The 25,286-nt window shown below is 72.8% G+C and carries 23 protein-coding genes; 12 read left to right on the top strand and 11 right to left on the bottom strand.

Going from position 1 to position 25,286, the window contains the following annotated elements; genetic code table 11:
• Positions 1-25 precede the first annotated feature (25 nt).
• The 4 genes from CP982_RS39850 to CP982_RS39835 form a co-directional block, all read right to left on the bottom strand.
• Entirely contained in the window at positions 26-1,270 is a 1,245-nt protein-coding gene (locus tag CP982_RS39850) for an MFS transporter (RefSeq protein WP_150514957.1), read from the bottom strand.
• 429 nt (positions 1,271-1,699) lie between these two features.
• Positions 1,700-2,194 carry a hypothetical protein gene (locus tag CP982_RS39845; RefSeq protein ID WP_150514956.1) on the bottom strand — a complete coding sequence of 165 codons (495 nt, stop codon included), beginning with the start codon at positions 2,192-2,194 and terminating at the stop codon, positions 1,700-1,702.
• Between the two features lie 89 nt (positions 2,195-2,283).
• Positions 2,284-3,792, bottom strand: a complete 1,509-nt coding sequence (aspA, locus tag CP982_RS39840; RefSeq protein ID WP_150514955.1) for an aspartate ammonia-lyase — start codon at positions 3,790-3,792, stop codon at positions 2,284-2,286.
• Positions 3,793-3,869: 77 nt separating this feature from the next.
• Complete coding sequence (locus CP982_RS39835; protein ID WP_150514954.1) at positions 3,870-4,913, bottom strand: asparaginase; 1,044 nt, start codon at positions 4,911-4,913, stop codon at positions 3,870-3,872.
• 188 nt (positions 4,914-5,101) lie between these two features.
• Here CP982_RS39835 and CP982_RS39830 point away from each other — a divergent pair, with 188 nt between their 5' ends.
• Positions 5,102-5,569, top strand: a complete 468-nt coding sequence (locus CP982_RS39830) for an Lrp/AsnC family transcriptional regulator (protein ID WP_150514953.1) — start codon at positions 5,102-5,104, stop codon at positions 5,567-5,569.
• A gap of 52 nt (positions 5,570-5,621) precedes the next feature.
• Here the strand turns inward: CP982_RS39830 and CP982_RS39825 are convergent, their stop codons facing one another.
• The 4 genes from CP982_RS39825 to CP982_RS39810 form a co-directional block, all read right to left on the bottom strand.
• A complete protein-coding gene (locus CP982_RS39825) occupies positions 5,622-6,428 on the bottom strand; it encodes a maleylpyruvate isomerase family mycothiol-dependent enzyme (RefSeq protein ID WP_150514952.1) in 807 nt (268 codons plus the stop codon).
• Positions 6,429-6,539: 111 nt separating this feature from the next.
• Entirely contained in the window at positions 6,540-8,279 is a 1,740-nt protein-coding gene (locus CP982_RS39820; protein ID WP_150515971.1) for an ABC transporter ATP-binding protein, read from the bottom strand.
• Between the two features lie 227 nt (positions 8,280-8,506).
• Entirely contained in the window at positions 8,507-10,069 is a 1,563-nt protein-coding gene (gene murJ, locus CP982_RS39815; protein ID WP_229879101.1) for a murein biosynthesis integral membrane protein MurJ, read from the bottom strand.
• 250 nt (positions 10,070-10,319) lie between these two features.
• The gene (locus tag CP982_RS39810) at positions 10,320-10,976 is read right to left on the bottom strand and encodes an NADPH-dependent F420 reductase (RefSeq protein ID WP_150515970.1); all 657 of its coding nucleotides are present in this window, start codon (positions 10,974-10,976) and stop codon (positions 10,320-10,322) included.
• Positions 10,977-11,198: 222 nt separating this feature from the next.
• Between CP982_RS39810 and CP982_RS39805 the strand changes: the two genes are divergently transcribed.
• Both CP982_RS39805 and CP982_RS39800 read left to right on the top strand, forming a co-directional pair.
• Positions 11,199-11,897 carry a type 1 glutamine amidotransferase domain-containing protein gene (locus CP982_RS39805; protein WP_150514950.1) on the top strand — a complete coding sequence of 233 codons (699 nt, stop codon included), beginning with the start codon at positions 11,199-11,201 and terminating at the stop codon, positions 11,895-11,897.
• 242 nt (positions 11,898-12,139) lie between these two features.
• A complete protein-coding gene (locus CP982_RS39800) occupies positions 12,140-13,012 on the top strand; it encodes an aldo/keto reductase (RefSeq protein ID WP_150514949.1) in 873 nt (290 codons plus the stop codon).
• A 9-nt stretch (positions 13,013-13,021) separates the two neighbouring features.
• Here the strand turns inward: CP982_RS39800 and CP982_RS39795 are convergent, their stop codons facing one another.
• Entirely contained in the window at positions 13,022-14,269 is a 1,248-nt protein-coding gene (locus CP982_RS39795) for an MFS transporter (RefSeq protein ID WP_150514948.1), read from the bottom strand.
• A gap of 296 nt (positions 14,270-14,565) precedes the next feature.
• Here CP982_RS39795 and CP982_RS39790 point away from each other — a divergent pair, with 296 nt between their 5' ends.
• The 3 genes from CP982_RS39790 to CP982_RS39780 all read left to right on the top strand — a co-directional run bounded on the left by CP982_RS39790 (position 14,566) and on the right by CP982_RS39780 (position 18,746).
• Positions 14,566-16,089, top strand: coding sequence for a methionine--tRNA ligase (locus CP982_RS39790; RefSeq protein WP_150514947.1), 1,524 nt, complete (start codon positions 14,566-14,568; stop codon positions 16,087-16,089).
• Between the two features lie 457 nt (positions 16,090-16,546).
• On the top strand, positions 16,547-17,863 hold the full coding sequence (locus CP982_RS39785) for a phosphatase PAP2 family protein (RefSeq protein ID WP_229879099.1): 1,317 nt from the start codon (positions 16,547-16,549) through the stop codon (positions 17,861-17,863).
• 178 nt (positions 17,864-18,041) lie between these two features.
• A complete protein-coding gene (locus CP982_RS39780) occupies positions 18,042-18,746 on the top strand; it encodes an HD domain-containing protein (protein WP_150514946.1) in 705 nt (234 codons plus the stop codon).
• Here the strand turns inward: CP982_RS39780 and CP982_RS39775 are convergent.
• A complete protein-coding gene (locus tag CP982_RS39775; protein ID WP_229879097.1) occupies positions 18,743-19,354 on the bottom strand; it encodes a CGNR zinc finger domain-containing protein in 612 nt (203 codons plus the stop codon). The genes CP982_RS39780 and CP982_RS39775 overlap by 4 nt on opposite strands.
• Before the next feature lie 112 nt (positions 19,355-19,466).
• Here CP982_RS39775 and CP982_RS39770 point away from each other — a divergent pair, with 112 nt between their 5' ends.
• From CP982_RS39770 to CP982_RS39760, 3 genes are all read left to right on the top strand, one after another.
• On the top strand, positions 19,467-20,711 hold the full coding sequence (locus CP982_RS39770; protein WP_150514945.1) for an MFS transporter: 1,245 nt from the start codon (positions 19,467-19,469) through the stop codon (positions 20,709-20,711).
• A gap of 109 nt (positions 20,712-20,820) precedes the next feature.
• Positions 20,821-21,315 carry a hypothetical protein gene (locus CP982_RS39765; protein WP_150514944.1) on the top strand — a complete coding sequence of 165 codons (495 nt, stop codon included), beginning with the start codon at positions 20,821-20,823 and terminating at the stop codon, positions 21,313-21,315.
• A gap of 118 nt (positions 21,316-21,433) precedes the next feature.
• Positions 21,434-21,646: a DUF5999 family protein gene (locus CP982_RS39760; protein WP_150514943.1), complete on the top strand. Its 213-nt coding sequence runs from the start codon at positions 21,434-21,436 to the stop codon at positions 21,644-21,646.
• Positions 21,647-21,679: 33 nt separating this feature from the next.
• On the opposite strand, the gene CP982_RS39755 is transcribed toward CP982_RS39760, so the two are convergent.
• Positions 21,680-22,297 (bottom strand): TetR/AcrR family transcriptional regulator, encoded by a 618-nt coding sequence (locus CP982_RS39755; RefSeq protein ID WP_150514942.1) that lies wholly within the window; start codon positions 22,295-22,297, stop codon positions 21,680-21,682.
• 101 nt (positions 22,298-22,398) lie between these two features.
• On the opposite strand from CP982_RS39755, the gene CP982_RS39750 reads away from it, so the two are divergent.
• The 3 genes from CP982_RS39750 to CP982_RS39740 all read left to right on the top strand — a co-directional run bounded on the left by CP982_RS39750 (position 22,399) and on the right by CP982_RS39740 (position 25,264).
• Positions 22,399-23,904: a cytochrome P450 gene (locus tag CP982_RS39750; protein ID WP_170316598.1), complete on the top strand. Its 1,506-nt coding sequence runs from the start codon at positions 22,399-22,401 to the stop codon at positions 23,902-23,904.
• Positions 23,905-23,984: 80 nt separating this feature from the next.
• Positions 23,985-24,230: a hypothetical protein gene (locus CP982_RS39745; RefSeq protein ID WP_150514940.1), complete on the top strand. Its 246-nt coding sequence runs from the start codon at positions 23,985-23,987 to the stop codon at positions 24,228-24,230.
• Complete coding sequence (locus CP982_RS39740) at positions 24,227-25,264, top strand: glutathione S-transferase family protein (protein ID WP_150514939.1); 1,038 nt, start codon at positions 24,227-24,229, stop codon at positions 25,262-25,264. Before CP982_RS39745 ends, CP982_RS39740 begins: the two co-directional genes overlap by 4 nt.
• Positions 25,265-25,286: the final 22 nt, after the last annotated feature.

The raw sequence follows: 25,286 nt of genomic DNA, 5'->3' as shown, positions 1-25,286 counted from the left end.
GCGGCGCGGTAGACCTGGAAGCGACTCACGCGGCGGCCTCCGTGAGGGCGGCCCGCCGGGTGGTGTGCACGGCGAGCAGGGCGGTCAGGACGGCGCAGCCGAGGGCGGGCGCGGCGGTGTCCACCCGGTCCGCGAACACTCCGGCGAGCACCGGGGCGAGGGCCGCGGCCCCGCCGGACGCGGTGCCGAGGACCGCGCCGACGCGCGCCTGCACCGCGGGCTCGGCCACCAGCAGCACCCGCGCCTGGAGGACCACGGCGGCCAGTGGGACGAGCAGGCACACCGCGCCGAGCAGCAGTCCGTACGCCCAGGGTCCGGACGCGGTGGCGAGTGCCGCGGTGAGCGGGACGAGCAGCCAGGTCACGGCGGTGACGAGCCGGGCGGCACCGAAGCGGACCGCGACCTTCGGCGCGGCGAGCGAACCGGCGAGTCCCGCGCCGCCGGAGACCGCGAGGACCACGCCGAGCGAAAGCGCGCCCGTGCCGGAGCGCTCGAGGGCGAAGACGGCGGCGTAGTAGAGCGCGACGGCGACGCCGTTGACGAGGGCGATCCAGACCAGGACGAGGCGGAGCAGCGGCTGCCGCCGTACCAGGCGGAGGCCCGCCGCGGCCTCGCGGAGCAGGCCGTCTCCCGACGGCTCCGCCGGGGCCTTCAGGTCGGTGCGCATCCCGCGAACGCAGCCGGCGGCGACGGCGTACGAGACGGCGTCGGCCAGGAAGGGCAGGGCGCGCGAGAGCTGGTAGGCGGCGCCGCCGAGCGCCGGGCCGAGGATCAGCGCGCCCTGGTCGGCGGCGGCGAGCCGGGCGACCGCGCGGGGCTGCTCGTCGGGCGGGCAGACCAGGGCGACGGTGCCGCGCGAGGCCGCCTCGTGGCAGGCGGTGGCGAACCGCTCGACCAGGACGGCGCCGAGGAGGTGCGCGAGCGTGAGCCGCCCGAGCGCGAGGGCCAGGGCGACGGAGCCCATGGCGAGGGCGGAGACGGCGGCGGACCAGAACATGATCGTCTTGCGGGCGCCCCGGTCGGCGGGGATCGCGGCGAGCGGGCCGAGCAGGATCCCGGCGGCCAGTGAGAGCCCTGCGACGAGTCCCGCCGTCTGCGCGGAGTGGCCGAGCGCGAGGAGCAGCAGCGGCAGGACGACGCCGGACGCCTGGGTGCCGAGCGCGTCGGCGGCGTTGGCCCACCAGAAGAGGCGGAAGTCGCGGGCGGAGAGGGGCCGCGACGCCACATCACCCTGGCGGTCCGGTGTGCCCGCGTCCGTCGATGGCTCCACGCAACCCCCTCACATTCATGAAGCACCTGTGTAGAGATGTGCAGATAGTGAAACGAGAGCGGGATCGTAGCCAGCCCTCGGAGCGGCCTACAAGATGGCGGAGTCGCTGACTGAAAAGCGCCGTGGCGGGACCCATGGAGCGCACACCGGACGGAACATCAAGAGGAGGAGTGAGTTCCGCCAGGCCGCGCGGACCCGCTGGTGCCCGAGTGGTGGATGTGACGTGCGAGGCAGGGTGAGGGACGTCAACGCCTGGGGCCGACGGGGTTCTTGTGGTACCGACGGTCCGTCAACTCCGGTACGCGGGAACGTGGTTGAGGGTTCCACTCCGGCAGGATGATGGCCGGTTCCCGACGACAGGAGTGCTCGCCGGCTCCGCCAGGGACGGGCATCGACGACGCAGCCGGCGAGCGTTCGGGAGAGGGACGGTCAGCCCTCGGGCGGCACGGGCAGGGTCCGCGCGACGTGTTCGTAGGCCGTCAGGACGTCCAGGAAGGCCTCGCGGCCCCAGAGCGTCAGGCCGAGGAGCACGGTGAGGACGGCGGTCACGTGGATGTCGCCGAGCGGATCGTCGGCGTGGGCGCTCCGGAGCCCTTCCCGGTCGCCGCGGGCCCAGGCGCGGACCGCCTCCGTCACGGTGAACTCGTGGTCGGCCGGGGCGACGGCGGCGACCTCGTCGGCGAGGCGCACCACTTCCCGGGTCCGCAGCTCCCGGTCCGTCAGCTGGACGATGGCGAGGGTGGACCGCAGCAGGCCGCCGAGCACGGCGTACGTCTGCCGCTGTTCGGCCTCACCGGCACGGGCCAGGGCCCCGGTCACCGCGACGGCGTCGCGCGCCGCGTAGCCGCGGACCACCCCGAGGGCACGGTCCGCGGCCGTGGCGGCCGCTCCCGGCCCGACCGGTCCCCGCTGCGCGTCGCTCATGATCGCCACGCTAGGTCAGCGCGGTGCTCGTGGACTCCGTCTGTGGTTGCGGCCGGGCTCGGTCGATGGCACTAGGACCGTCGAGAGCGCTAGGACCACTGGACACGCTGGTCGGACGCGCCCGCCAGGCGTTCGGGAGTGAGCAGCTCGGCCAGCCGCTCGGCGGGCAGCAGGCCCTTCTCCAGGGTGAGTTCGGCGACGCCGCGGCCGGTGCGCAGGGCCTCCTGGGCGATGGCGGTGGCCGTGGTGTAGCCGATGTGCGGGTTGAGCGCGGTCACCAGGCCGATGGAGTTCTCCACGGAGGCGCGCAGCGCTTCGGTGTTCGCGGTGATGCCGCCGTCCGGCCCCGCGACGCAGCGCTCGGCGAGGGTCAGACAGGCCGCCCGCAGGGACGTGATGCTCTTGGCCAGGGCGTGCAGGATGACCGGCTCGAAGGCGTTGAGCTGGAGCTGTCCGGCCTCGGCGGCCATCGTGACGGTGAGGTCGTTGCCGATGACTTCGAACGCGACCTGGTTGACGACCTCGGGGATCACCGGGTTCACCTTGCCCGGCATGATGCTCGAACCGGCCTGGACCGGGGGCAGATTGATCTCGTTGAGCCCCGCGCGCGGCCCCGAGGAGAGCAGCCGCAGGTCGTTGCAGGTCTTGGAGAGCTTCACCGCGATGCGCTTGAGGACGCCGGAGAGCTGCACGAACGCGCCGCAGTCCTGGGTGGCCTCGACCAGGTTCGCGGAGGTCACCAGGGGCAGCCCGGTGATCTCGCACAGCTGGCGGCGGGCCGTCTCCGCGTAGCCGGGCGGGGTGTTGAGGCCGGTGCCGATCGCGGTGGCGCCGAGGTTGATCTCGTGCATCAGCTCGACGGCCTCGGACAGTCGACCCCTGTCCTCCTCCAGCATGACCGCGTACGTGGAGAACTCCTGGCCGAGGGTCATGGGCACGGCGTCCTGGAGCTGGGTGCGCCCCATCTTCAGAACGTCCCGGAACTCCACGGCCTTGGCGGCGAACGCGTCCTGGAGCACCGCCATGGCCTGGAGCAGCCCGTGCACCGCCGTGATCGTCGCGATGCGCAGGGAGGTCGGGTAGGCGTCGTTGGTGGACTGGCTGAGGTTGACGTCCTCATTGGGGTGCAGGTGCGCGTACTCCCCCTTGGCGTGGCCGAGGAGTTCGAGGGCGCGGTTGGCGACGACCTCGTTGACGTTCATGTTCGTGGAGGTCCCGGCACCGCCCTGGATGACGTCCACGACGAACTGGTCGTGCAGGTGCCCCGCCCGGATCTCCTCGCAGGCGGCCACGATGGCGCGGGCCTTGTCCGCGGGCAGCAGGCCCAGTTCCTCGTTGGCGCGGGCCGCGGCCTGCTTGACGGCGGCAAGCGCGTCGACGAGCTGCGGGTACACGGAGATCGGGACGCCCGTGACGGGGAAGTTCTCCGTGGCGCGCAGCGAGTGGATGCCCCAGTACGCGTCGGCGGGTACGTCGCGGTCACCGAGCAGGTCGTGCTCACGGCGGGTGCGCGGGGGCCCGGCCGGGGTGTGCGGAGCGTCCGCGCCGAGCGGGCGGTCGGATGCGGGTGCGGCGGTCGGCCGGGCGGGGGCGGTCATGGGGTGGTCCTTCGAGTACGCGAGGCGGTGCGGGGAGGAGTCCCGGAGCGCGGGGCTCCGGGGGGCGGGGGCGCGGGTCAGGCGGCCGAGGCGGATTCCTGGCCCTGGCCCAGGTCCGGGGTGCCCAGGAGCCGGCGGAGCAGCGCGCCCTGCTGCCGGGGCGCGGCGTCCGCGAGCAGCGCGGCGAGGACGGCGATGCGCGCCTGCCCGGCCCGCAGGGTGCCGGTGAGGACCGCGCCCGCGGCGACCAGGTCGACCGCGCCGCCGCCGGTGTAGATCTCGGCGACCGGCCCCGAGTGCACCCGGGTGGTGAGGGCCACCAGGACGCCCCGGTCCACGGCGGCGGCGATGGCCTCGGCGAACTGCGGTGTCGCGTTGCCCGCTCCGGTGGCGACGAGCACGATGCCCCGGGCCCCGGCCGCGACCGCGGCGTCCAGGAGCAGCGGGTCGGCGTCGCAGTGGTGCATCACGATGTCGACGCGCGGCAGCGCGCCCGTTCCCGTCGGCACGGGCAGCGCCTCGGGCCGCTCGGGGCGCCGGTCGATGTCCACGCGCCCGAAGCCCAGCCGCCCCACGAGCGGCCCGGACGGGTCGGCGAAGGGGTGCGGGTCCAGGGTGCGGGTCTTCACGGTGCCGCGCGCCGCGTGCACCGTGCCGTCGAAGACGACCAGGACCCCCATGTCCCGTACCGTCGCGGCGACTTGCAGGGCGTCGTACACATTGCCCGGACCGTCGCCGTCGGCGGCGCCCAGCGGGCGCTGCGCGCCGGTGAAGACCACCGGGCGCGGGTCGTCGTGGTGCAGGTCGACGAAGAAGGCCGACTCCTCCAGGGTGTCGGTGCCGTGGGTGACCACGACACCGGCGACACCGGCGTCGGCGAGCGCCTCGTGCACCGCGCGCAGCAGCGTGAGCTGGCGGGCGGAGGTCATGCTGGAGCTGTTCACGTTGAACAGGTCGACGACCTCGACCGTGACGCCGTCCGGCACGGCGGCCTGGGCCAGGACCTCGCCGCCGGAGGCGTCGGCGGCGTACCCGGTGCCCTGCCAGCGGCTGGCGATGGTGCCACCGGTGCTGATGACGACGACCCGTCGCGGGGCCGTCCGGGGTGCCAGGTGCGTCATCGGCGCGGGCCTGCCTCTCCATGAAGTCGGGAGTGCGGCCGGGCGCCGCTCGTGGCACCGCGCCGACCGCATCGAACCGACGGCCCGAGGTTCACGGACAGTCGCGCCGCAAGAATAGGCGAGTCCGTGCGCAATAGGATTGCGATATCAACCCGTGAATGCCGCCGGAGCTGGTGCACAATTGCGCCATGGACCGGATTGATCTCGATATCTTGCGTGAGCTCCAGAAGGACGGTCGGCTCAGCAACCAGGAGCTGGCGCAGCGGATCGGCCTCAGCGCCTCCCCCTGCATGCGGCGGGTGCGGCAGCTGGAGCAGGACGGGGTGATCCAGGGCTACCGCGCGATCGTGGACCCGGAGGCGGTCGGCCGTGGCTTCGAGGTCCTGGTCTCCATCGAGGTGCGCCGGGACCGGGAGACGGTCGAGGCGTTCGAGGCGGCGCTCCAGGACATCCCCGACGTGATCGAGGCGTACCGCCTCTTCGGCAGCCCCGGGTGCCTGCTGCGCATCGCGGTCGCCGACCTGGCCGCCTACGAACGCCTGTGGATCGAACGCCTCACGACCCTGGACGGGGTCACCGAGGTCAACTCCCAGATCATCATGAAGCGCATCAAGGAGCCGCGCGGCCTGCCGGTGGACCGGGTGCCGAAGTCCTGAGCGGACGGCACCGGCCAGTGCGGGCCCTCGGGCCCATCAACGCGCCCGCCCCCTACTTCCGCAGCCAGTGACTCACCGTCTCCCGCCACTGCTCGTACAGGGCCCGGTCCCCGATGATCTCGGGGCCTTCGGCGAGGACCGACTCGCGCTGGTAGAGGGACAGGAGCAGCGCGGAGGCCGGGCCGCGGACCGCGACCGCGGCCTTCTCGTGCGCGCGCCGGGTGGTGATGGCGTCGCCGGTGAGGTCGACGAACCACTCCCCGGCGTCGTCGGACTCGGCGTCGGCGTCGGTGGCGTGGAAGTGGACCGTGCGGCCGGGGCCGAGCAGGGCGCGCAGCCGCTCCTCGGACTCATAGACCTGCGGCAGCACGGTGAACTCCATCCATTCACCCACGCCGATCAGCGCGACGTCCGTCGCCAGGGTGTACGGGCCGCCGACGGCGACGGCCGCGTCCGCCCGGTGCAGGACCGTCTCGAACAGCATGCGGCGCGCCCAGAACTCCGGGGTGCCGCCGGGCGCGGGCGTCCACACCGGGGCGTCCGGTCCCGCCTCGCGCAGGGTGCCCGCGAGGCGCGCCGCGCCCCCGGCCACCCGGTCCGCGAGCGCGGCGGCGTCGGCCGCGTCGTCCCCGGCGACGTCGTCGACCTCGTCGTGGGGCACCGGGCCGCTCGCCCGGGTGCGGACCACGGCCTCGGCCCAGCGGTGCGCGCCGCCCACGTGCCGCAACAGGTCGCCGAGGCTCCAGCCGGGGCAGGTCCGCACCGGCACCGCCAGGTCCGCGTCCTTGACCTGGGTCCTCAACAGGTCTGCCTGCGTGATGATTTCGGATACGTGACGATCGAAGGTGACCTTGGTCATGACCTCACGGTAGATCACGGCGCCGGGCTCCCGCGCGGGCTTTCCCCACGCCGCCCGCCCGATCGCGATCACGCCGCCGCCTCCGGTCCCGGCGCCGCCGCGGTCCGCGCGTCAGGACGCGGTCGCCAGGAACTGCGTCGCCGCCAGCTCGCCGTACAGCGGGTCCTCCGTCACGAGTTCCTCGTGCGTGCCCGTCGCGCGGACCCGGCCCGCGTCCATGACGACGATCTGGTCGGCGAGCGTCACCGTCGACAGGCGGTGCGCGACGACCAGGACCGTCACCTCCCGGGACACCTCGGCCACGACGTCGCGCAGCGCGAGTTCGTTGACCGCGTCGAGCTGCGAGGTGGCCTCGTCCAGGAGCAGCAGCCGAGGCCTGCGCAGCAGGGCGCGGGCGATGGCCACGCGCTGGCGCTCACCGCCGGAGAGCTTGGAGCCGCGGTGGCCGACGACCGTGTCGAGGCCGTCGGGCAGCCGCTCGACGAGGGCGTCGAGCCGGGACCGCACCAGCACGTCACGGAGGTCGTCCTCGGTGGCGTCCGGGGCGGCGAACACGAGGTTCTCGCGCAGGGTGCCCGCGAGGACGGGTGCGTCCTGCTCGACATAGCCGATGGCGGCGCGCAGATCGGCGAGCGGCCAGTCCCGTACGTCCTTCCCGTCGACGAGGACGCGGCCGCCGGTGGCCTCGTAGAACCGCTCGACGAGTCCGAACACGGTGGTCTTGCCCGCGCCGGACGGGCCGACGAAGGCGGTCATGCCGGGGCTCGGGACGATGAAGCTCACGCCGTGGTGGACCAGGGGCAGCTCGGCCTGGTAGCGGAAGGTGACGTCGTCGAAGGCCACCGCCGCGGGAGTGTGCTCCGCCCCGGCCGCGCGCGGCGAGGGCTCGTCGAGCTCCTCGGTCTCCATGCGCTCGGCCCGCACGATGCGGGCGACGGCGGCGGAGCCCACCTGGTACTGGGTGACCGCGTCGACGAGCCTGCTCACCGGGTCGATCAAGTAGAAGAGCAGCATCAGGAACGCCACCAGGGTGGCCACCGAGATCGCCTCGGAGGCGACGCGCGCGCCGCCGACGCCGAGCACCGCGAGGAACGACACCTGGATGGCGAAGCCCATGGAGCTCCACGCCACCGCCTGCCACTTGGCGGACTTCACGCCGTACCGCCACGCCTCGTGGGCGGCCTCCTCCACGGTGGCCGTCTCGCGCCGCTCGGCCCCGGATGCCTTCAGGGTGCGAAAGGCACCGAAGGCGCGCTCCAGGGCGGTCGAGATCTTGCCGACGGCTTCCTGGGAGCGCTCGGTCGCCTTGGAGATCTGCGGCATGACGAGGGCGGTGGCACCGCCGAAGAGGACGATCACGCCGAGGGTGACGCCGAGGAGCACCGCGTCCATGAAGGCCATCATCACGATGGTCGCGATGACGGTGAGGGCGCCGGAGAACGCCGACACCACCGACTGCGTGGTGACGGCCTGGAGCAGCGTCGTGTCCGAGGTGACGCGGGACATCAGGTCACCGGGCTGCACGCGCTCGATCTCGCTGACCTTCAGCCGCAGCAGACGGCGTATCAGGGAGCGCCGGGAGTCCAGGACGACGGACTGGGCGGTGCGTTCCAGGATGTAGCTGCCGACGGACTCGACGGCGGTGCCGATGACGAGGAGTCCGGTCAGCAGGATCAGGATCGAGGCGATGGACTCGTCGTCGGACAGCCGGTTGACCAGTTCCTCGATGGCCACGGGCTGGGCGAGACCGGTGGCCGCGCCGATGAGCGTGAACAGCGCGCCCAGCGCCACCACGCCGCGGTGCGGCCGGAAGTGCCGGTAGAGCACGCTCCAGGTCTCCTTGGCCGGCAGGCGCTCGGGTCTGCCCGTCCCGCCGTCGGCCTTCGTGGGCTCCTCACTGCTGTCTTCAGTCACGTTTTGCTCAGCCTTGGTCTGCTCGGTCGGGTCTCTCTCGGCCTGGGGCCGCTTGCCGAAGGAAGGATCAGCGCCAGTCACACCTGGCAGGACGCAGGGCGGGGGCACCTTGCCTGACTCGACCGCACGGACATTCGAGCATCGATTTCCGGCCAGCCAGGGCGTCAGCGCAGCCGCAGCCTCAGCTCACCGACCCGCAGCAGCCGCGCGAGCAGCAGATAGCCGAGGGCCATCGCGGCCGCGCCGGTGGTCAGCGCGAGCGCGGTCCGCAGGGTGCCCGCGGCCCCATCGGCCGCGAGTCCGTGCGCGACCGCCCAGGCCAGCGCACCCGCGGGGGCGGCGGCGAGGCCGAGCTTGCCGTAGGTGCGGAGCAGGCGCTTGCCGTCCATGCGCCCGCCGAGGCGCCTGCGCAGCAACCGCGCGGTGAGCAGCAGCCCCACGGCGTACGACAGCGTGTACGCGCCCGCCATGCCCACGACGGCCCAGCGCGGCGGGAGGAGGTGGTGGCAGGCGGTGGCCAGGGCGATGTTCACGGCGGCGATCCACACGGCCATCCAGAACGGCGTGCGCGTGTCCTCGAAGGCGTAGAAGCCGCGCAGCAGCAGGTACTGGGCGGAGAACGGGATCAGCCCGAGCCCGAAGGCCTGGAGCATCTGGCCGAGGGGCTGCGCCGACGAGGCGTCGGCCGTGCCGTGGCCGAACAGGAGGGTCGCGGTCTGCGGGCCGAGCGCGAGGAAGAAGAACCCGGCGGGCACGATGACGGCGCCGGTCAGGCGCAGCGCGCGCGACAGCTCACCGCGCAGGTCGTCGGTGCGGCCCTGCGCCGCCGCCGTGCTCAGTCGCGGGAGCAGCGCCGTGACCAGGGAGACGGTGACGATGGACTGCGGCAGGAGCCAGATGGTCTGCGCGTACGAGTACGCCGTGTACCCGGCGCCCGCGGTGGGCAGTTGCTGGTCGGCCGCGTTGGCGTAGTTGGTGACGACGGTGAGCGCGACCTGGTTGGCGAGGACGAACAACAGGGTCCAGCGGGCCGCCCGGGCGCTCTTGCGCAGGCCCGCGCCGCGCCAGTCGAACCGCGGCCGGAAGCGGAAGCCCGCCTCACGGACGTACGGGATCAGGGCGAGGGCCTGGAGGGCGATGCCGCAGGTGGTGCCGGCGCCGAGGAGGCGGACCTGGCTCGCGGTGATGTCCCCGACGTGGTCCGGCGCCGTCATGAGGCCCAGATAGGCGCCGAACATGCCGATCAGGACGATGTTGTTGAGGACGGGCGTCCACATCATCGCGCCGAACTTCTCCCGGGCGTTGAGGACCTGCCCCAGCATCCCGAACATCCCGTAGAAGAAGATCTGCGGGAGCAGGAACCGCGCGAAGACGACGGTGAGTTCGAACGCCTCGTGGTTGTCCGGGGTGTCGCGCATGTACAGGCCGACGATCTCGGGAGCCGCCCACACCGCGAGGGCCGTGCCCACGGCGAGCACGCACAGCACGAGCGTGACCAGGCGCTGCTCGTAGGCCCGGCCGCCGTCGGGGTGGGTGGTCCGGGCGCGGACCAGCTGCGGCACGAGCACGGCGTTGAGGGCGCCGCCGATCAGCAGCGTGTACAGGCCCGTCGGGACGGTGTTCGCCGTGTTGTACGTGCTGGCGAGCAGTCCGGTGCCCAGTGCCGCCGCCTGGAGGACCTGGCGGATGAGGCCCGTCGCGCGGGACACGACGGTGCCCACCGCCATCAGGAGCGAGGAGCGCGCGAGGCCGCCGCCCTTCCCGGCCGGGGCGGCGCGCCTGCCCGGCCGTGCGCCGCGCTTCGGTGGGGCGTGCCGCCCCCTCCTGCCTCGGTGCCGTCCCCCGCGCCCGTTCAGCTGCTGCCGCTCGTCGGGCGGTGAGCCCGCCGTGGTGTTGGTCCCCTCCGTCATCGCGCCAATCTACCCATCGAAGATCATTCGGCGGGAAGGGGGGCGGACCGAACGGCGGCGCCGCCTCCTACGCCCGGAAGGTCTCGGGCCGTTCCGGGCTCGCCTCCGCCAGGGCCTTCGTGACCTCCGCCGTGCCCGCCCGCAGGCCGTACACCGGGGTGTCGGGCTGCTGGCGCCAGGACTCGTCGATGCCGCCCGCGTCGACGGTGTCGAAGCCGAGGGCGTCGATGAGGTCGCGGACGGTGGCCTTCGCCGACTCGTCGTCCCCGGCCACGGGCAGCGCGATGCGGCCGGGGTCGCCCGCGGGCAGCGGCTTGTCGAGGATGTCCTCGGCGTACGTGCCGTTGAAGGCCTTGATGACCGGGTGGCCGATGTGCTGCTCGGTCCAGCGGCTCTCGGTCAGGCCGTTCTCGATGGCCTCGATCTTTCCGTCGCGGCCCGGGTAGTAGTTGCCGGTGTCGATCACGGCGAAGCCCTCGGCCGCCCCGTCGAACAGGCCGGACGGCAGGTCCGGGACGTTCTTGAGCGGGACCGTCACGACGACGACCTCCGCACCGCGCGCCGCCTCGGCCACGGTGACGGGCGTGGCGCCGGTCTCCTCGGCGAGAGCGGTGAGCGTGTGCGGGCCGCGGGAGTTCGCCACGGACACGTCGTGGCCGAGCGTGGTCAGACGGCGGGTGAGGTTCCCGCCGATGTTGCCCGCGCCGATGATGCCGATCTTCATGAGGTCCTCCAGGGCCAGACGCGCCGCGACCCCGTGCCGTCGACGCATGTGCCTCCAACCCCGGGTCGCGGCGCTCTATTTCCCTGTGAACAGGGGATGAACAGGCACGCGGACCACGCATCGGTCCGGCGTTGGCTATTCCCTCCCAGCCATCGGATGTCCAATGGCAGCGACTTGCTTCCCTATTGGATACCTATGGCTCGGTCGGCCTACCTTCGGGGCATGTCGAAGATTCTTTTCGTGATGACCGGCGCCGCGCACTGGACCCTCGCCGACGGCACCCCGCACCCGACGGGCTTCTGGGCCGAGGAGGCGGTGACGCCCTACGCGGCCCTCAAGGCCGCGGGCCACGAGATCGTGGTCGCCACGCCGGGCGGCGTCGTACCGCCCGTGGACCGCGCCAGCCTCGCGCCGGAGGTGAACGGCGGCGAGGAGGGCGCCGCGGAGACCGCCGCCGCCCTTGCCGCCTTCACCGAACTCAACTCCCCCGTCCCGCTCGACGGCGTGGACCTGGACGCCTACGCCGCCGTCTTCTACCCCGGCGGTCACGGCCCCATGGAGGACCTGGCGGTCCACGCCGCCTCCGGCAGGCTGCTGACCCTCGCGCTGCAGTCGGGCAAGCCGCTCGCCACGGTGTGCCACGCCACGGCGGCGCTGCTCGCCGCCACCGCGGCCGACGGCACCAACGCCTTCGCCGGCTACCGCCTCACCGGCTTCACCAACGCCGAGGAGACCCAGGCCGGTCTGGCGGACAGGGCCGCCTGGCTGCTCCAGGACCGGCTCGTCGAGGCGGGCGCCGCCTTCGAGGAGGGCGAGCCCTGGGCCCCGTACGTGGTCGTGGACCGCAATCTGATCACGGGTCAGAACCCTGCGTCCTCCGCCGGGGTGGCCGCCGAGCTCCTGAAGCGGCTGGAGGGCTGAGTCCGGCGGGTGGCGGCCTGCCCCGTCCTGTCCGTGTCCTGTCCTGTCCGACGTGACGCCCCACCTGCACGGGAGCCGCGGCCGGGCACCGGCCGACGGACTGCCGGTGCCCGGCCGAAGGCGCCCTTCACGCCTTCTTGCGCATAGGTTCGGTGTCACACACCTCGTGTCACTCATACCGTGTCGTTCGTACGTTGTGATCCATATGTCGCGATCCGTACGCTGTGAAAGGACCGCTCCCCATGAGCACCCCGAACACCTCGCGTCCCGCCGCCGCCTCGGGCACGTTCGCCCTGGGCGGTGACCTGCCCGTCCACCGCCTCGGCTACGGCGCCATGCAGCTGACCGGCCCCGGCGCCTGGGGCGAGCCCAAGGACCGGGACGAGGCCGTCCGCGTACTGCGCCGTGCCGTCGAGCTCGGTGTGACCCTCATCGACACCGCTGACGCCTACGGCCCGTTCGTCAACGAGGTCCTCATCAAGGAGGCGCTGCACCCGTACGCCGACGACGTGGTCATCGCGACCAAGGCCGGCTTCAGCCGCCCGGGCCCGGACGAGTGGCAGCCGCTGGGCCGCCCCGAGTATCTGCGCCAGCAGGCCGAGCTGAGCCTGCGCCACCTCGGCGTGGAGCGCATCGACCTGCTCCAGCTGCACCGCATCGACGAGCAGGTGCCGCTCGCCGACCAGTTGGGTGCGCTCGCCCGGCTCAAGGAGGAGGGCAAGGTCCGTCACATCGGTCTGTCCGAGGTGACCGTCGAGCAGCTCGCCCAGGCCCGCGAGATCACGGAGATCGCCTCCGTGCAGAACAAGTACAACCTGGCCGACCGCGCCTCCGAGGACGTCCTGGAGTACGCCGAGCGCGAGAACATCGCGTTCATCCCGTGGTACCCGATGGCCACCGGCGAGCTCGCGCGCCCGGGCGGGCCGCTCGACGCCGCCGCGAAGGAGCAGGGCGCCACTCCCTCGCAGCTGGCGCTCGCCTGGCTGCTGCGCCGCTCCCCCGTGGTGCTCCCCATCCCGGGCACGTCCCGGGTGGCGCACCTGGAGCAGAACACCGCGGCTGCCGGGATCACCCTGACCGACGCCCAGTTCGAGGCGCTCGAAGCCGCGGTCTGACCCCGGCCGTCATCGGCTCCGGCGCCCACCGGCCACGGTGGGCGCCGGACCGCCTGCCCGTCCGGCGCCCCACGCGAGCAGGACCGCCGTCGCGGCGACCAGACCGCCGCAGACCATCACCGCGGCCGCCGACGCCCGGTCCACCACGGCGCCACCGGCCAGCGCACCCAGGGAGAAGGTCGCCTGGAAGGAGGCGGTGAAGAGGACCGAGGCCGCCTCCGGCGCACCGGGCGCCGCGACGGCGAACCAGGTCTGCGAGCACACCGGCACGGCTCCGTACGCGACTCCCCAGACGACGAGCAGCGCCACCGCGCCGCCCGCCCACCGCCCGACGACCGGCAACAGCAGCGTGGCCAGGGCGATCAGTCCCGCCGCGACGGCGAAGGCGGCGCGCGGCCGACGGGCCGCCACCGCCCCGCCGACGAAGTTCCCGATCACCCCGGCCGCGCCGTACACCAGCAGGAACAGGGTCACGAGGCCCGGACCCACCTGCGTCACCTCGCCCAGGAAGGGTGCTACGTACGTATACGCACCGAAATGCGCGAGGACGACGAGGAAGGTCATGAGCAGCGCGAGCCGCGTCCCGGAGCGCCGCAGCAGTCCGCGCAGGGCCGTCGGGTGAACGGCTTCGGCGGGCGGCAGCGGAGGCAGAAGGACCAGCATCGCCACCCATACGGCCAGGGTCAGGACCCCCATGGCGGCGAAGGCGGTCCGCCATCCGGCGACGTCCCCGACGAAGGTGCCGAGGGGCACGCCGAGCACCGAACCCAGCGGAACGGCCGAGAAGATGACCGCCTTCGCCCGGCCCACCGACTCCCGGGGCACGAGGCGCTCGGCAAGACCGGCCGCTATCGACCAGAAGCCGCCGATGGTGACGCCCACGGCGACGCGCGAGACGAGCACGAGCCAGTAGGCGGGCGCGGCCGCCGCGAGTGCGCTCGCGGCGGCGAGCAGCAGCATGAAGGCGCCCATCATCGTGCGCCGGTCCACGCGCGCGGTCGCCATGGTCACGACGGGCGCGGAAAGGGCCGCCAGCAGACCGGGCATGGTCATCATCAGCCCGGCCGTGCCGTCCGTGACCCGGAAGTCGTGGCCGATGGCGGGCAGCAGGCCGATGGGCAGGATCTCCACCGTGACGATGGCGAAGATCCCCATCGCCACAGAGGCGACGGCGAGCCGGCGGATGAGCGGGGGCCGGGCGTCCACAGCGGGCTCTTCGGGGGCGGGCATGGCTGAGGCGGTGCTGGCGGAAGGCATGGGTCCGTCCTGGTGAGGGGCTGATCGCGGGCATCAGTCCAGCAGGGGTCCCACCCGAGGTCTGGCAGGTACGCGACGCGATGGTCCGGCGCCGAAGCCACCGCGCCGAAAATTCCCCGCCCTCGTTCCCCGCACGGCTGCTAGCATCCCCACCATGATCACGTCCGAGTGCAGCTGCGCGATGATGCCCCGCCAACGGGGCTGCTGATACCGGACGTTCGCGTTTCCGAGGCCCCGAGTCGGGGCCTCGTTCCGTTTCCGGCTTCGGAGCCCCGCCTCCCCCACTGGAGGTTCCGATGACCACACCCCGTACGTACGTCACGACGACGATCCCGTACGTCAACGCCCGCCCGCATCTGGGCTTCGCCCTCGAAGTCGTCCAGGCGGACGTCCTCGCCCGCCACCGGCGCCATCGCGGCGACGAGGTCCGGCTCCTGAGCGGGACGGACGACAACTCCCTGAAGAACGTCCTGGCCGCCGAGGCCGAGGGCGTGCCCGTGCGGGACCTCGTCGACCGCAACGCGGAGGCCTTCTCGGCGCTCCGGGCACCGCTCGCCCTCTCCTTCGACGACTTCATCCGGACCAGCCGCGACCCGCGCCACCGCGTGGGCGTGGAGCGGCTGTGGCGCCAGTGCGCGGCGTCCGGGGATCTGTACCGCAAGCACTACGAGGGCCTGTACTGCGTCGGCTGCGAGCAGTTCTACACCCCGGCCGAACTCGTCGAGGGACGCTGCGCCGAGCACGGCACCGCACCGCAGCCCGTCGCGGAGGAGAACTGGTTCTTCCGTCTGTCCCGGTACGCGGACCGGCTGCGCGAACTGATCACCTCCGGCGAGCTGCGCGTCGAGCCCGCCGCCCGCCGCAACGAGGTGCTCGCCCTCATCGACGGCGGCCTGCACGACTTCTCCGTCTCCCGCTCGCACACCCGCGCCCGGGGCTGGGGCATCCCCGTCCCGGACGACCCCAGCCAGGTCGTGTACGTCTGGTGGGACGCCCTCGGCAACTACGTCACCAGCCTCGGCCACGGCACCGGCGATCCCGCGTACGCCCGCTGGTGGGAGGGGAGCACCCGCCGCGTCCACCTCGTCGGCAAGGGCGTCGTGCGCTTCCACGCCGTCTACTGGCCCGCCATGCTCCTGTCGGCCGGCCTTCCGCTGCCCACGGACGTCCTCGTCCACGACTACCTCACCGTCGACGGGCGCAAGATCAGCAAGTCCAGCGGCACGACCGTCGACCCGGCGGAGCTGGCTGACGCCTACGGCACGGACGCGGTCCGCTGGTGGCTGCTGCGGGACGTGCCCCGGGTCGGGGACGCGGACTTCACCCGGGAGCGGCTCGTCGCGCGGGCCGACGCCGACTTCGCCGGGGGTCTCGGGAACCTCGTCAACCGGGTCGTGACCATGGCGCACCGCTTCCGCGACGGCCGCATCACCCGTACGCGGGGCGCCGTCGCGGGCACGGAGCGGCTCGACTCGGCTTGTCGCCACGTACAGGAGGAGGTCGACGCGGCCCTGGCGGACTTCGACTTCCGACGGGCGACGGCGGCGGTGTGGCGGATCGTGGAGGAGGCCAACCGCTGCGTCGACGCGACGCGCCCCTGGGAGCTGGCCAAGGCCGAGCGCGCCGGCGACGAGCAGGCGGGCGCCGATCTCGACGCGGTCCTGGCCGCCCTCCTCCGCGCCTGCCGTGCGCTCTGCGACCAGCTCGCCCCCTTCGTCCCGGACGCGGCGGCCCGCGTCGCGGCCCAGCTGACGGAGACCGACGGCCGCATCCCGACGGCACGCCCCCTGTTCGCACGGATCGGCGGCCCTGCGGACTGAGGCCCCGCAGACCGCCGGGCAGTGACGCCTCCCCCGAGTTGATCGTGACCCTCGCGCCCATTCCGTAGCCGAGCGGAAACTGAACGTGACATTCAGCGACTCGGGGGGCGTCAACGTCCTCCCACGGGCGACCAGTTCACCCCTACGCGCCCACGGTTGAGACCCGCGGCCAACCCATGGAACCCTCAACGTCCGTAAGGCGTCGAGAGATTCATGCCCCCTACGCGTCGGACTCTTCGAGCACAGGATCGACTCGCCTTCTTACAGCCCGTGACCAGCGAAACCCACTCGCGCCGCTCCGATAGCATGATCCGACTCACGACCACCTCCTGCCCGCCCCCGACCGCGAACCCGTGCCGTCAAGGACACCGGGCTCACCGTTTAGCTAACGTCTAACAAATCGGCCAGACAATTGATATCCAAAGCATCGCGGCTGCTCTCGCGAATTAACTGCAGAATTTCATTCGCCACGCTGCGCCAACCACGGGTGATCCTGTGGGCCACCGCGGGTGTGGTGACCCTTGGATTCCTCATCGTGCTTGAGATCGCCGCGCGCCGCTACGGGCTGCCGGGGCCGATCACCAACCAGGTGCAGGAGGTGATTCTCCCGCCCGCTTCGGGGCCGCTGCTCTATGCGGGCATGGCCTTGATGATGGTGGTGCTCACCTGGCGGGAAAGGTTCGTCGCGCTCGGCATCGCGGTCGCGATCGACATTCCCTTCTTTCTGGTCCGGTGGGCGCTCGGCGAGAAGCTGACGTTCGGCAACGGCGCGCTGTGGGTGGTTCTGGGCTACGCGGTCATCGCCGTCACGCGCCGCACCGGCAAGGAGCGGATGCTGCTCCTGAAGGGCGTCGGTCTCGGCCTGCTGCTCGTGGCCGGCCGCAAGACCGGTGACGCCTGGCTGCTCATCACGTCGAAGACCCGGCCGACGGTGCTCGACCAGTACGTGGCGACCGCCGATCACGCGCTCGGCAATCCGTCGTGGCTGGCGGGCCGGATCGTCAGGGCGGCCGGTCCGTTCGGCGAGCACTTCCTCGACTTCGTCTATGTGCAGCTCGCGGTGGCCGCGGTCGTCGTCGCCGCGTACCAGCTGCGGAACGTGGCGGGCGAGCGCCGCTTCCCCCGCCACCACCTGGTGCGCACGTTCCTGGTGATCGGCCTGCTCGGGCCGAGCATCTACATGATCTTCCCGGTGGTCGGGCCGGTCTTCGCCTACGGCACGGGCGCCTTCGGCACCGGCGGCGAGCAGTGGGCGGTGGCCAACATCTGGCCGGACACGCTGCCGGGCATGACGCCGGGCCCGATGACGTACGACGGGATCACCCCGCGCAACTGCATGCCCAGCCTGCACACCGCGTGGGCCACGATCATCTTCATCCACTCCCGCAAGGGCCCGCGAGCGCTGCGCTACGCGGGCACGTTCTGGCTGGTCGCCACGCTCTCCGCGACGCTGGGCTTCGGTTACCACTACGGCGTGGACCTCATCGCCGGCGTGGTCTTCGCGCTCACGGTCGAAGTGGCCGTGCGTTCCCTGGCCCTCGGCTGGGACCGGTCCGCCATCCAGCTGGTCGCCCACGGGGCGGCGGTCTTCGCCGCGCTCCTGGTGTCCTACCGGTACCTGGCCGTGGACATGGCGACGTACCCGTGGATATTCGGACCGCTCCTCCTGCTCGCGATGACCTCCGTGATCTACGGCTACGTACGCACCACCAAACGCTCGGCCCCGAAGCCCACCCCGTCCCTGCACCCGGAACCGCAGCCGGAAATGGTGTGATTCCTTCATAGTCGGGACAGACCGAGCCCCTCCGCGCGTGGCCGTGCGCGGAGGGGCTCGGTCATGCGCCCACCGGCCCTGCCCTGCCTCCCTTCCCGGGGAAGCCGTTGAGCGCATGGCAGCATAGGTGGGCTTTTCGTCATTGCTGACATCGCTGAACCGCTGAAGAATTTCCCGCATGACGCGAGAGAACACACAAGCAGTGAAGACAGCGGATTCGGGCGACACCGCATGGGGGGAGTTCGGCCTTCCCGAGAGTGAGGTGGCGCGGGAGGCGCTGCGGTACACGCGGGGCATCGAGACGCCGGCGATGTTCCACCACAGCATTCGCACGTACCTGTACGGCCGTTGCGTCGGCGAGCGGCGCGGGGTGGTTCCCGGGCGCGACTACGACGACGAGCTGCTCTTTCTCGGATGCGTGCTGCACGACCTCGGCCTCACCGAGGAAGGCAACGGCGAGCAGCGGTTCGAGGTCGACGGCGCGGACCTGGCCGCCGAGTTCCTCACCCGGCAGGGGGTGCCGTCGGAGCGGGTGGAGGTCGTCTGGGACGCGATCGCCCTGCACACGTCCGAGGGCATCGCCTCGCGCAAGCGGCCCGAGATCGCACTGGTGTCCGCGGGGGCGCGGACGGACATCGCGGGCCATGCCGGTCAGCTGCCGCCCGGGTACGCCGACCGCGTGCACGCCGCGCTCCCCCGGCTGCACGCGGCCGCGGTCCTCCACGACGTGATCGTCGCCCAGGCCCTCGCCGAGCCGCGCAAGGCCCCGCCGTTCAGCCTGCCCGGCGAGCTCCTGATGCTGCGGACGGAAGCCCCGCGGCCCACGTGGAAGCAGATCACTCAGTCACCGGGCTGGAACGACTACGCCGGTTACGAGGGCTAGGCTTCCTTCGCCTTGCGGTGGTTCGCCACGCGCTCCCGGGTGGCGCAGCGGCGCGAGCAGTAGCGCCGTGCCGCGCCCCCGCCGACCGCGAGGTACACGTTCGCGCAGCGCGGCGAGGCGCACAGGCCGCCCGGAGGGCGCTGACGGTCCCACACGAGCACGGTCAGGGCCATGCACGACGAGGCGAGGAGCCACTCCGCCCAGGGCGCCTCGTCGTCGCTGTCCAGGTGCGGGTGCCACGGCGCGCCGCCGCCGTGCGCGGTGAGGCGGACCGGGCCGCAGCTCTCGGCGAGGATGCGGTTCAGGCGGTGGGCGGCGGTGTCCACGTCGGGCGCGGCGAAGACCTCGCGCAGGGACGCGGCGGCGGCGCGCATCGCCCGTACGTCCTCGGCGGACAGGTCGAGCGGGTCGTCCTCGCCGTACTCGCGCAGCACCGCCCGGACCGCCGCGGCGTCCGGTGCCGCGTCCGGTGTCCCGCCGAGGACGTTGACGAGCGCGGCGGCGCGCCGCGCGCTGCGCACCACGGAGTGCCGGGTCGACCAGTCGCCGTCCGGGCCGCCGCCGGTCTCGCCCACGCCGCCCGGACCGTTCGCCGACTCCCGCATCATCTCTCCCATCACCTGTCCCCGCGCGCCTGTCCCCGCGCCTGTCCCGCCTAGGGATCTCGCCGGGGTGTAACGCTCTTTCCTTGGATTTACGTTACTGCGTAACGTGCTGAGCATGATCAGACGTTACAGACTCTCGTCCTACTTGGCAGGCGCCATGGCGGCCCGTACCGGTGACGAGATGTCGGGGCCCGCCCTCCTGCTCGTCGGGCTCGCCGTCACCGGGTCCGCGTCCGCCGCGTCCGCGCTCCTTGCCGGGATCACCGTGTCGGCGGCGGTGGGCGGCCCCGTCATCGGGGCCATGCTCGACCGCGCGGCACGGCCGGGGCGGCTGCTCGCGGGCGCGCTCGCCGCGTACGCGATGACGCTGCTGCTCATCCTGCTGGGCCTGGGGCGGATCCCGCTGCCGGTGGTGGTCGCCACCGCCGTGATCGGCGGGCTGCTCGGTCCCGCGCTCGCCGGTGGCTGGACCGCCCAGCTGCCCCGCGTGGCCGCCCCGGACGGGTTGCCGCGCGCCACCGCCCTCGACGCGCTGACCTACAACGTCGCGGGCCTGGCCGGACCAGTCCTGGCCGGGCTCGTGGCCCTGCTGGCCGGGGCCCCTGCGGGCGTCGTCGTGTCCCTCGCGCTGATCCTGCTGGCGCTGCCCGCGGCCTGGGCCCTGCCCGCCCGCTCTTCGCCTGAGGGCGGCTCGGTGGGGGCTTCCCGGGGCGCCCCCGCGACGTCGATCGCCGACGATCTGGTCTCCGGGTTCGTGGCCATCGCCCGCACCCGGCCGCTCGCCCGCGCGACGCTGACGTCCGTCGTGTCGTACGTCGGTCTCGGCGTGCTCGTCACCTGCACGCCCCTGCTGGGCGACGCGGCGTTCGGCTCGCCGCACTCCGGGACGTTCCTGCTGACCGTTCTGGCGGCCGCGGCCCTCGCCGCCAACGCCCTGCTGGCCAAGCGCCCGGGGCTGCTGCGGCCCGACGCCACCGTCCTGGCGAGCACGCTCGTCCTCGGCGCCGCCTTCGCCCTCGCCGCGACCGCGTCGCCGGTGCCCCTCGTCGCCGCGATGGTCGTCGCGGGGGCAGCCGAAGGCCCCCAGCTCACCGCGCTGTTCGCGGTCCGGCACCGGGAGGCGCCGGAGCGGCTGCGCGGCCAGATCTTCACCACCGGCGCCAGCCTGAAGATCACCGGTTACGCGGTCGGAGCGGGCCTCGGCGGGCCGCTCGCCACCTGGTCGCTGCCCGGCGCCCCGCTCGTGGCCGCGGCCTGCGAACTCCTCGCGGCGGCGGGCTACCTGGCCTGCGGTGCACCGTCGCGGCGCGTCGGCGGGCGGCCGCCCCGCTCGTGGACGAGGGCCGGATCGGGCACGTGACCAGAGTGGTACGTCACCCTGACGCGCAGCCGCCATGCCCCGGCAACCGGCGCGCGTCGCCGTAACGTCCGCAACGCCCTTCACTGCTGCCCCACCGGAAAGGCCTCCGATGTCTCCCAGAGCGGCGAGCGATGCCGTGGTGCTCCAGGACTACGACCAGCACGGCCGGGTGTGGGCACTGGCCCCGGCCACGGGGTTGCTCACCCCCGCGTCCGGGCGCTGTCACGGCTTCCTCCACCTCGACACCGGGACCGGCGGCACGGGCGAACTCCCCGTCGCCGCCGCCCTGTACGCGGAGGGACCGGGCACCGGAGCGCTGTGGCTGCAGTACGGGCCGCGCCGGTGGGACTGCGCCACGGTCGCCGTACGGCAGGCGTGCGAGGCGGACGGGCACCGCCTGTTCACGGTCTTCGGACAGCGCGGGCCGGAGCTCGAACTCCGCTACCCGGCACCGGATCCGGGCCCCGCGGAGCCCGCTGACGACTGGATCGACACGGTCGCCGACGACTTCTTCCTCTGGACCGCCGAGCGCCTCACCGACGACACGGAGGGCGCACGGCGCGCACTGCTGAGGCACTTCGGCACGGGGTTCCTGCCCGTGTGACTCAACATGCCCTAGTAAGCCCCCGAAGCGATGACTCCGTGAGCGAGCCGGAGTCATTACACGTACTAGAGGGTGCCACGCGAAGCGGCACCGACGTACTGCGACCCGGAGGTGTGCCATGTGCGCCCATCAGCCGCCGTGCCCGTCAGCGCAGGGTTCCGACCGGGACGCCGCGCTGGTCGTCAGCGCCCACCCCGAACAGGGCTGGAGTCTGCTGTGCAACGGCACCATCGTCTTCGACGACACCGGTGAACTCCTGCCCGACGGACGCGTGGTGCCACCACTGCCCCCGCTCTCACCAGAGCCCCCGACCCTGGCGATAGCGGCCTGAGCGGCGCGCCTCCCCCGGCATGACGGGCCGCGCTCACGGCAGGATCGCGCCGAGCAGCGCCCGCGCGCACAGGTCCCGCACCTGATCGCGGCCCAGCTCCCCGTCGTCGAGCGTGTCGAGCCACTCCAGGCACACGGCGACCATGAAGGCCAGCCAGCCGCGCACGGCGAGGCGCACGGCGGGCAGGTCGTCGGCCAGGTGCGCGGTGCCGGGGTCGGCGGCGAGGGCCGCGAGGATCTGCCGCTCCTGGGCGGCGAGACCCTCGCGGTAGACCTCGCGCACCACCGGGTCCCCGGCCGCCTCCGCGCTGTGGAAGGCGCGGAAGCCCTGGGCGTTCCGCTCGACGTACGCGAGGAACACGTCGAGCCCTGTGCCGATCTGCTCCCGGAACGGCAGGCCCGGCTCGGCCGTCGTCAGGCGCAGCATGCGCGCGCTCTCCCGCTGGACGACGGCGGCGAAGAAGTCCCGCTTGGTCGGGAAGTAGTGGTAGAGCAGGCCGCGCGAGACGCCCGCGATCTCGGCGACCTGCTCGATCCAGACCTCGTCGTAGGGGTTTCGCGCGAAGAGGCGGGCGCCCACGGTGAGCAGCTGTTCCCTGCGCTCCTCCGTGCTGAGTCTGCGGCGGGTGCGCTCCTGGGCGTTCGCGGCCATGCGAGCACCTTACTTGACGTCGGTTCAACAGCGGGCAGAGACTGGCCCCGACTATTGAATCCACGTACAAGAAGGCCGAACTCGGCTGGCTGGCAAGGGAGATGGTGGTCGTGGCGCAGACGACGCGACAGCCGGGCGGTGCCACCGCGCTGCCCAAGGGGTTTCGGGGCGCGGAGCTCGGCTGGCCGCAGCTGCGCCGGATCCCGCATCCGCCGCGCCGCGTGCCGCTGCTCGGGGACGTGCTCGGTGTCCGTCCGCGCACGCCCATCCAGGACTCCATGCGGATCGGGGCAGGGCTCGGGCCGATCTTCCGGCGCAAGGCCTTCGGCAAGGAGATCGTGTTCGTGTGGGGCGCGCGGCTCGCGGGCGAGCTGGCCGACGAGGCGCGGTTCGCCAAGCACGTGGGGCTCGGCGTCGCCAATCTGCGGCCCATGGCGGGCGACGGCCTGTTCACCGCGTACAACCACGAACCGAACTGGCAGCTCGCGCACGACATCCTCGCCCCCGGCTTCAGCCGGGACGCCATGGCGGGCTACCACCCCCTGATGCTGGACGCGGCCGGACAGCTGACGGACCGCTGGGACGCCGAAGCGGCGGCGGGGCGGGCCGTCGACGTGCCCGGCGACATGACCAAGCTGACGCTGGAGACGATCGCCCGCACGGGCTTCGGGCACGACTTCGGCTCCTTCGAGCGCACCAGGCCGCACCCGTTCGTGACCGCGATGGTCGGCACGCTGTCGTACGCCCAGCGCCGCAACGTCGTGCCGCCCGCGCTGGCGCCCGTACTGCTGCGCGGCGCCGAGCGGCGCAACGCCGCCGACATGGCGTACTTGAACCGGACCGTGGACGAGGTGGTGGCGGCCCGCCGCGCGGCGGACGCCTCGGGCGCCCACGGGGACCTCCTGGACCGGATGCTGGAGGTCGCGCACCCGGAGACCGGCGAGCGCCTGTCGGCCGAGAACATCCGGCGCCAGGTCATCACGTTCCTGGTGGCCGGGCACGAGACGACGTCCGGCGCCCTGTCGTTCGCCCTGCACTATCTGGCGCGCGACCCCGGGGTGCTCGCCCGCGCGCGGGACGAGGTGGACCAGGTGTGGGGTGACGCGGCGCCACCGGCGTACGAGCAGGTGGCGAAGTTGCGGTACGTGCGCCGCGTGCTCGACGAGTCGCTGCGGCTGTGGCCGACGGCACCCGCCTTCTCGCGGGAGGCCCGCGACGACACCGTGCTCGGCGGCGTGCATCCGATGCGCCGCGGCGCCTGGGCGGTGGTCCTGGCGGCGCTGCTGCACCGGGATCCGGAGGTGTGGGGCGAGCGGCCCGAGGAGTTCGACCCGGACCGGTTCGCGCCCGCCGCCGTGCGGTCGCGGCCCGCGCACGTCTTCAAGCCGTTCGGCACGGGCGCGCGGGCCTGCATCGGCCGTCAGTTCGCGCTGCACGAGGCGACGCTGGTACTCGCCCTGCTGCTGCGCCGCTACGACCTGCGGCCCGAGCCCGACTACCGGCTGCGGGTCGGCGAACGCCTCACTCTGATGCCCCGGGGGCTGCGCCTCCGGCTCACCCGCAGAGGCGTTCCGGGACCTTCGGACGGGTACGCGCGGGGCGCTTGAGGGGCAATTGTCAGACCCGTGCGCAAGAGTGGAGGTTGCACTTTCACACAGTGGACCCGCGGGTTAAGGAGCCAAGCGACATGACCGGCACGACGTATCCCGAACTGGCCGCGGCCCAGGCCTGCTTGCGGCTGCTGCACACCGCGCGCGCCGCGCTGTCCGACCCCGTGACACCGCAGACCGCGGCGCTGCTCGCCGTGCCGATCGCGGACGCCGACGAGGCCCTGCGCAGGGCGGGCCTCGCGGGCAACGAGGCGGCTCTGCTGAACCGCATCTACGATCTCGCGCCCCTGCCCGCCCCCGCCCGTGAGGGGAGCGTGCGGTGAGCGGCGACGACAGCGACTCCCAGGCGGCGAAGAGCAACGCCGCGTACGGCAAGAAGCCCTTCAAGCGCTCCAAGAGCCACTTCGCCGACCGCGTCACGGCTGACGGCCGCGACGGCTGGCCGGTCGAGGCGGGGCGCTACCGCCTGGTGATCAGCCGCGCCTGCCCCTGGGCCAGTCGCGCGGCCATCTCCCGGCGACTGCTCGGTCTGGAGTCCGCGCTGTCCCTGGCGGTCGTCGACCCCATCCAGGACGACCGAAGCTGGCGCTTCACCCTCGACCCCGACGGCCGTGACCCGGTCCTGGGCATCCGCTATCTGAGTGAGGCGTACGACGCGCGGGAGACCGGCTATCCGGGCGGCGTGAGCGTTCCGGCCCTGGTGGACGAAGTCAGCGGCAAGCTGGTGACGAACGACTACCAGCAGCTGACCCTCGACCTCGCCACCGAGTGGCGGGACCTGCACCGGCCGGGCGCGCCCGACCTGTATCCGCAGCCCCTGCGGGACGAGATCAACGACGTCATGGACGGCATCTACCGCGACGTCAACAACGGCGTGTACCGCGCGGGGTTCGCCGCGAGCCAGAGCGAGTACGAGGCCGCGTGCCGGGACGTGTTCCGCCGCCTGGAGGAGACCTCGCGGCGGCTCGCCGACCGCCGCTATCTGGTCGGCGACAGCATCACGGAAGCCGACATCCGCCTGTTCACGACCCTGGTGCGCTTCGACGCCGTGTACCACGGCCACTTCAAGTGCAACCGCTGGAAGCTGTCGGAGGACCCGGTGCTGTGGGCGTACGCCCGCGATCTCTATCAGACGCCCGGCTTCGGCGACACCGTCGACTTCGACCACATCAAGCGGCACTACTACGAGGTGCACACGGGCATCAATCCGACGGGCATCGTGCCGCTCGGACCCGACCTCGACGGGTGGCTGACGCCGCATCACCGCGAGGGGTTCGGCGGTCGCCCGTTCGGCGACGGGACGGCGCCGGGGCCGGTGCCCGACGGCGAGGAGGTGCCGGTGACGGGGCAGCCGTGACGGAGGGCGTCCGCCCAGGGCG

This window comes from Streptomyces spectabilis (genome assembly GCF_008704795.1).
GTDB classification, from domain to species: Bacteria; Actinomycetota; Actinomycetes; order Streptomycetales; family Streptomycetaceae; genus Streptomyces; species Streptomyces spectabilis.
The sequence above is the reverse complement of the archived record's forward strand: the minus strand, read 5'-3'. Positions and strand labels throughout refer to the sequence as shown.

What these genes read in the sequence shown, in the direction of transcription:
- CP982_RS39845 (WP_150514956.1), bottom strand. Translation starts at nt 2,194, where the DNA reads ATGAGCGACGCGCAGCGGGGACCGGTCGGGCCGGGAGCGGCCGCCACG.
- aspA (WP_150514955.1), bottom strand. Translation starts at nt 3,792, where the DNA reads ATGACCGCCCCCGCCCGGCCGACCGCCGCACCCGCATCCGACCGCCCG.
- CP982_RS39835 (WP_150514954.1), bottom strand. Translation starts at nt 4,913, where the DNA reads ATGACGCACCTGGCACCCCGGACGGCCCCGCGACGGGTCGTCGTCATC.
- CP982_RS39830 (WP_150514953.1), top strand. Translation starts at nt 5,102, where the DNA reads ATGGACCGGATTGATCTCGATATCTTGCGTGAGCTCCAGAAGGACGGT.
- CP982_RS39825 (WP_150514952.1), bottom strand. Translation starts at nt 6,428, where the DNA reads ATGACCAAGGTCACCTTCGATCGTCACGTATCCGAAATCATCACGCAG.
- murJ (WP_229879101.1), bottom strand. Translation starts at nt 10,069, where the DNA reads ATGGCGGTGGGCACCGTCGTGTCCCGCGCGACGGGCCTCATCCGCCAG.
- CP982_RS39810 (WP_150515970.1), bottom strand. Translation starts at nt 10,976, where the DNA reads ATGAAGATCGGCATCATCGGCGCGGGCAACATCGGCGGGAACCTCACC.
- CP982_RS39805 (WP_150514950.1), top strand. Translation starts at nt 11,199, where the DNA reads ATGTCGAAGATTCTTTTCGTGATGACCGGCGCCGCGCACTGGACCCTC.
- CP982_RS39800 (WP_150514949.1), top strand. Translation starts at nt 12,140, where the DNA reads ATGAGCACCCCGAACACCTCGCGTCCCGCCGCCGCCTCGGGCACGTTC.
- CP982_RS39795 (WP_150514948.1), bottom strand. Translation starts at nt 14,269, where the DNA reads ATGCCTTCCGCCAGCACCGCCTCAGCCATGCCCGCCCCCGAAGAGCCC.
- CP982_RS39790 (WP_150514947.1), top strand. Translation starts at nt 14,566, where the DNA reads ATGACCACACCCCGTACGTACGTCACGACGACGATCCCGTACGTCAAC.
- CP982_RS39780 (WP_150514946.1), top strand. Translation starts at nt 18,042, where the DNA reads ATGACGCGAGAGAACACACAAGCAGTGAAGACAGCGGATTCGGGCGAC.
- CP982_RS39775 (WP_229879097.1), bottom strand. Translation starts at nt 19,354, where the DNA reads ATGATGCGGGAGTCGGCGAACGGTCCGGGCGGCGTGGGCGAGACCGGC.
- CP982_RS39770 (WP_150514945.1), top strand. Translation starts at nt 19,467, where the DNA reads ATGATCAGACGTTACAGACTCTCGTCCTACTTGGCAGGCGCCATGGCG.
- CP982_RS39765 (WP_150514944.1), top strand. Translation starts at nt 20,821, where the DNA reads ATGTCTCCCAGAGCGGCGAGCGATGCCGTGGTGCTCCAGGACTACGAC.
- CP982_RS39760 (WP_150514943.1), top strand. Translation starts at nt 21,434, where the DNA reads ATGTGCGCCCATCAGCCGCCGTGCCCGTCAGCGCAGGGTTCCGACCGG.
- CP982_RS39755 (WP_150514942.1), bottom strand. Translation starts at nt 22,297, where the DNA reads ATGGCCGCGAACGCCCAGGAGCGCACCCGCCGCAGACTCAGCACGGAG.
- CP982_RS39750 (WP_170316598.1), top strand. Translation starts at nt 22,399, where the DNA reads ATGGTGGTCGTGGCGCAGACGACGCGACAGCCGGGCGGTGCCACCGCG.
- CP982_RS39745 (WP_150514940.1), top strand. Translation starts at nt 23,985, where the DNA reads ATGACCGGCACGACGTATCCCGAACTGGCCGCGGCCCAGGCCTGCTTG.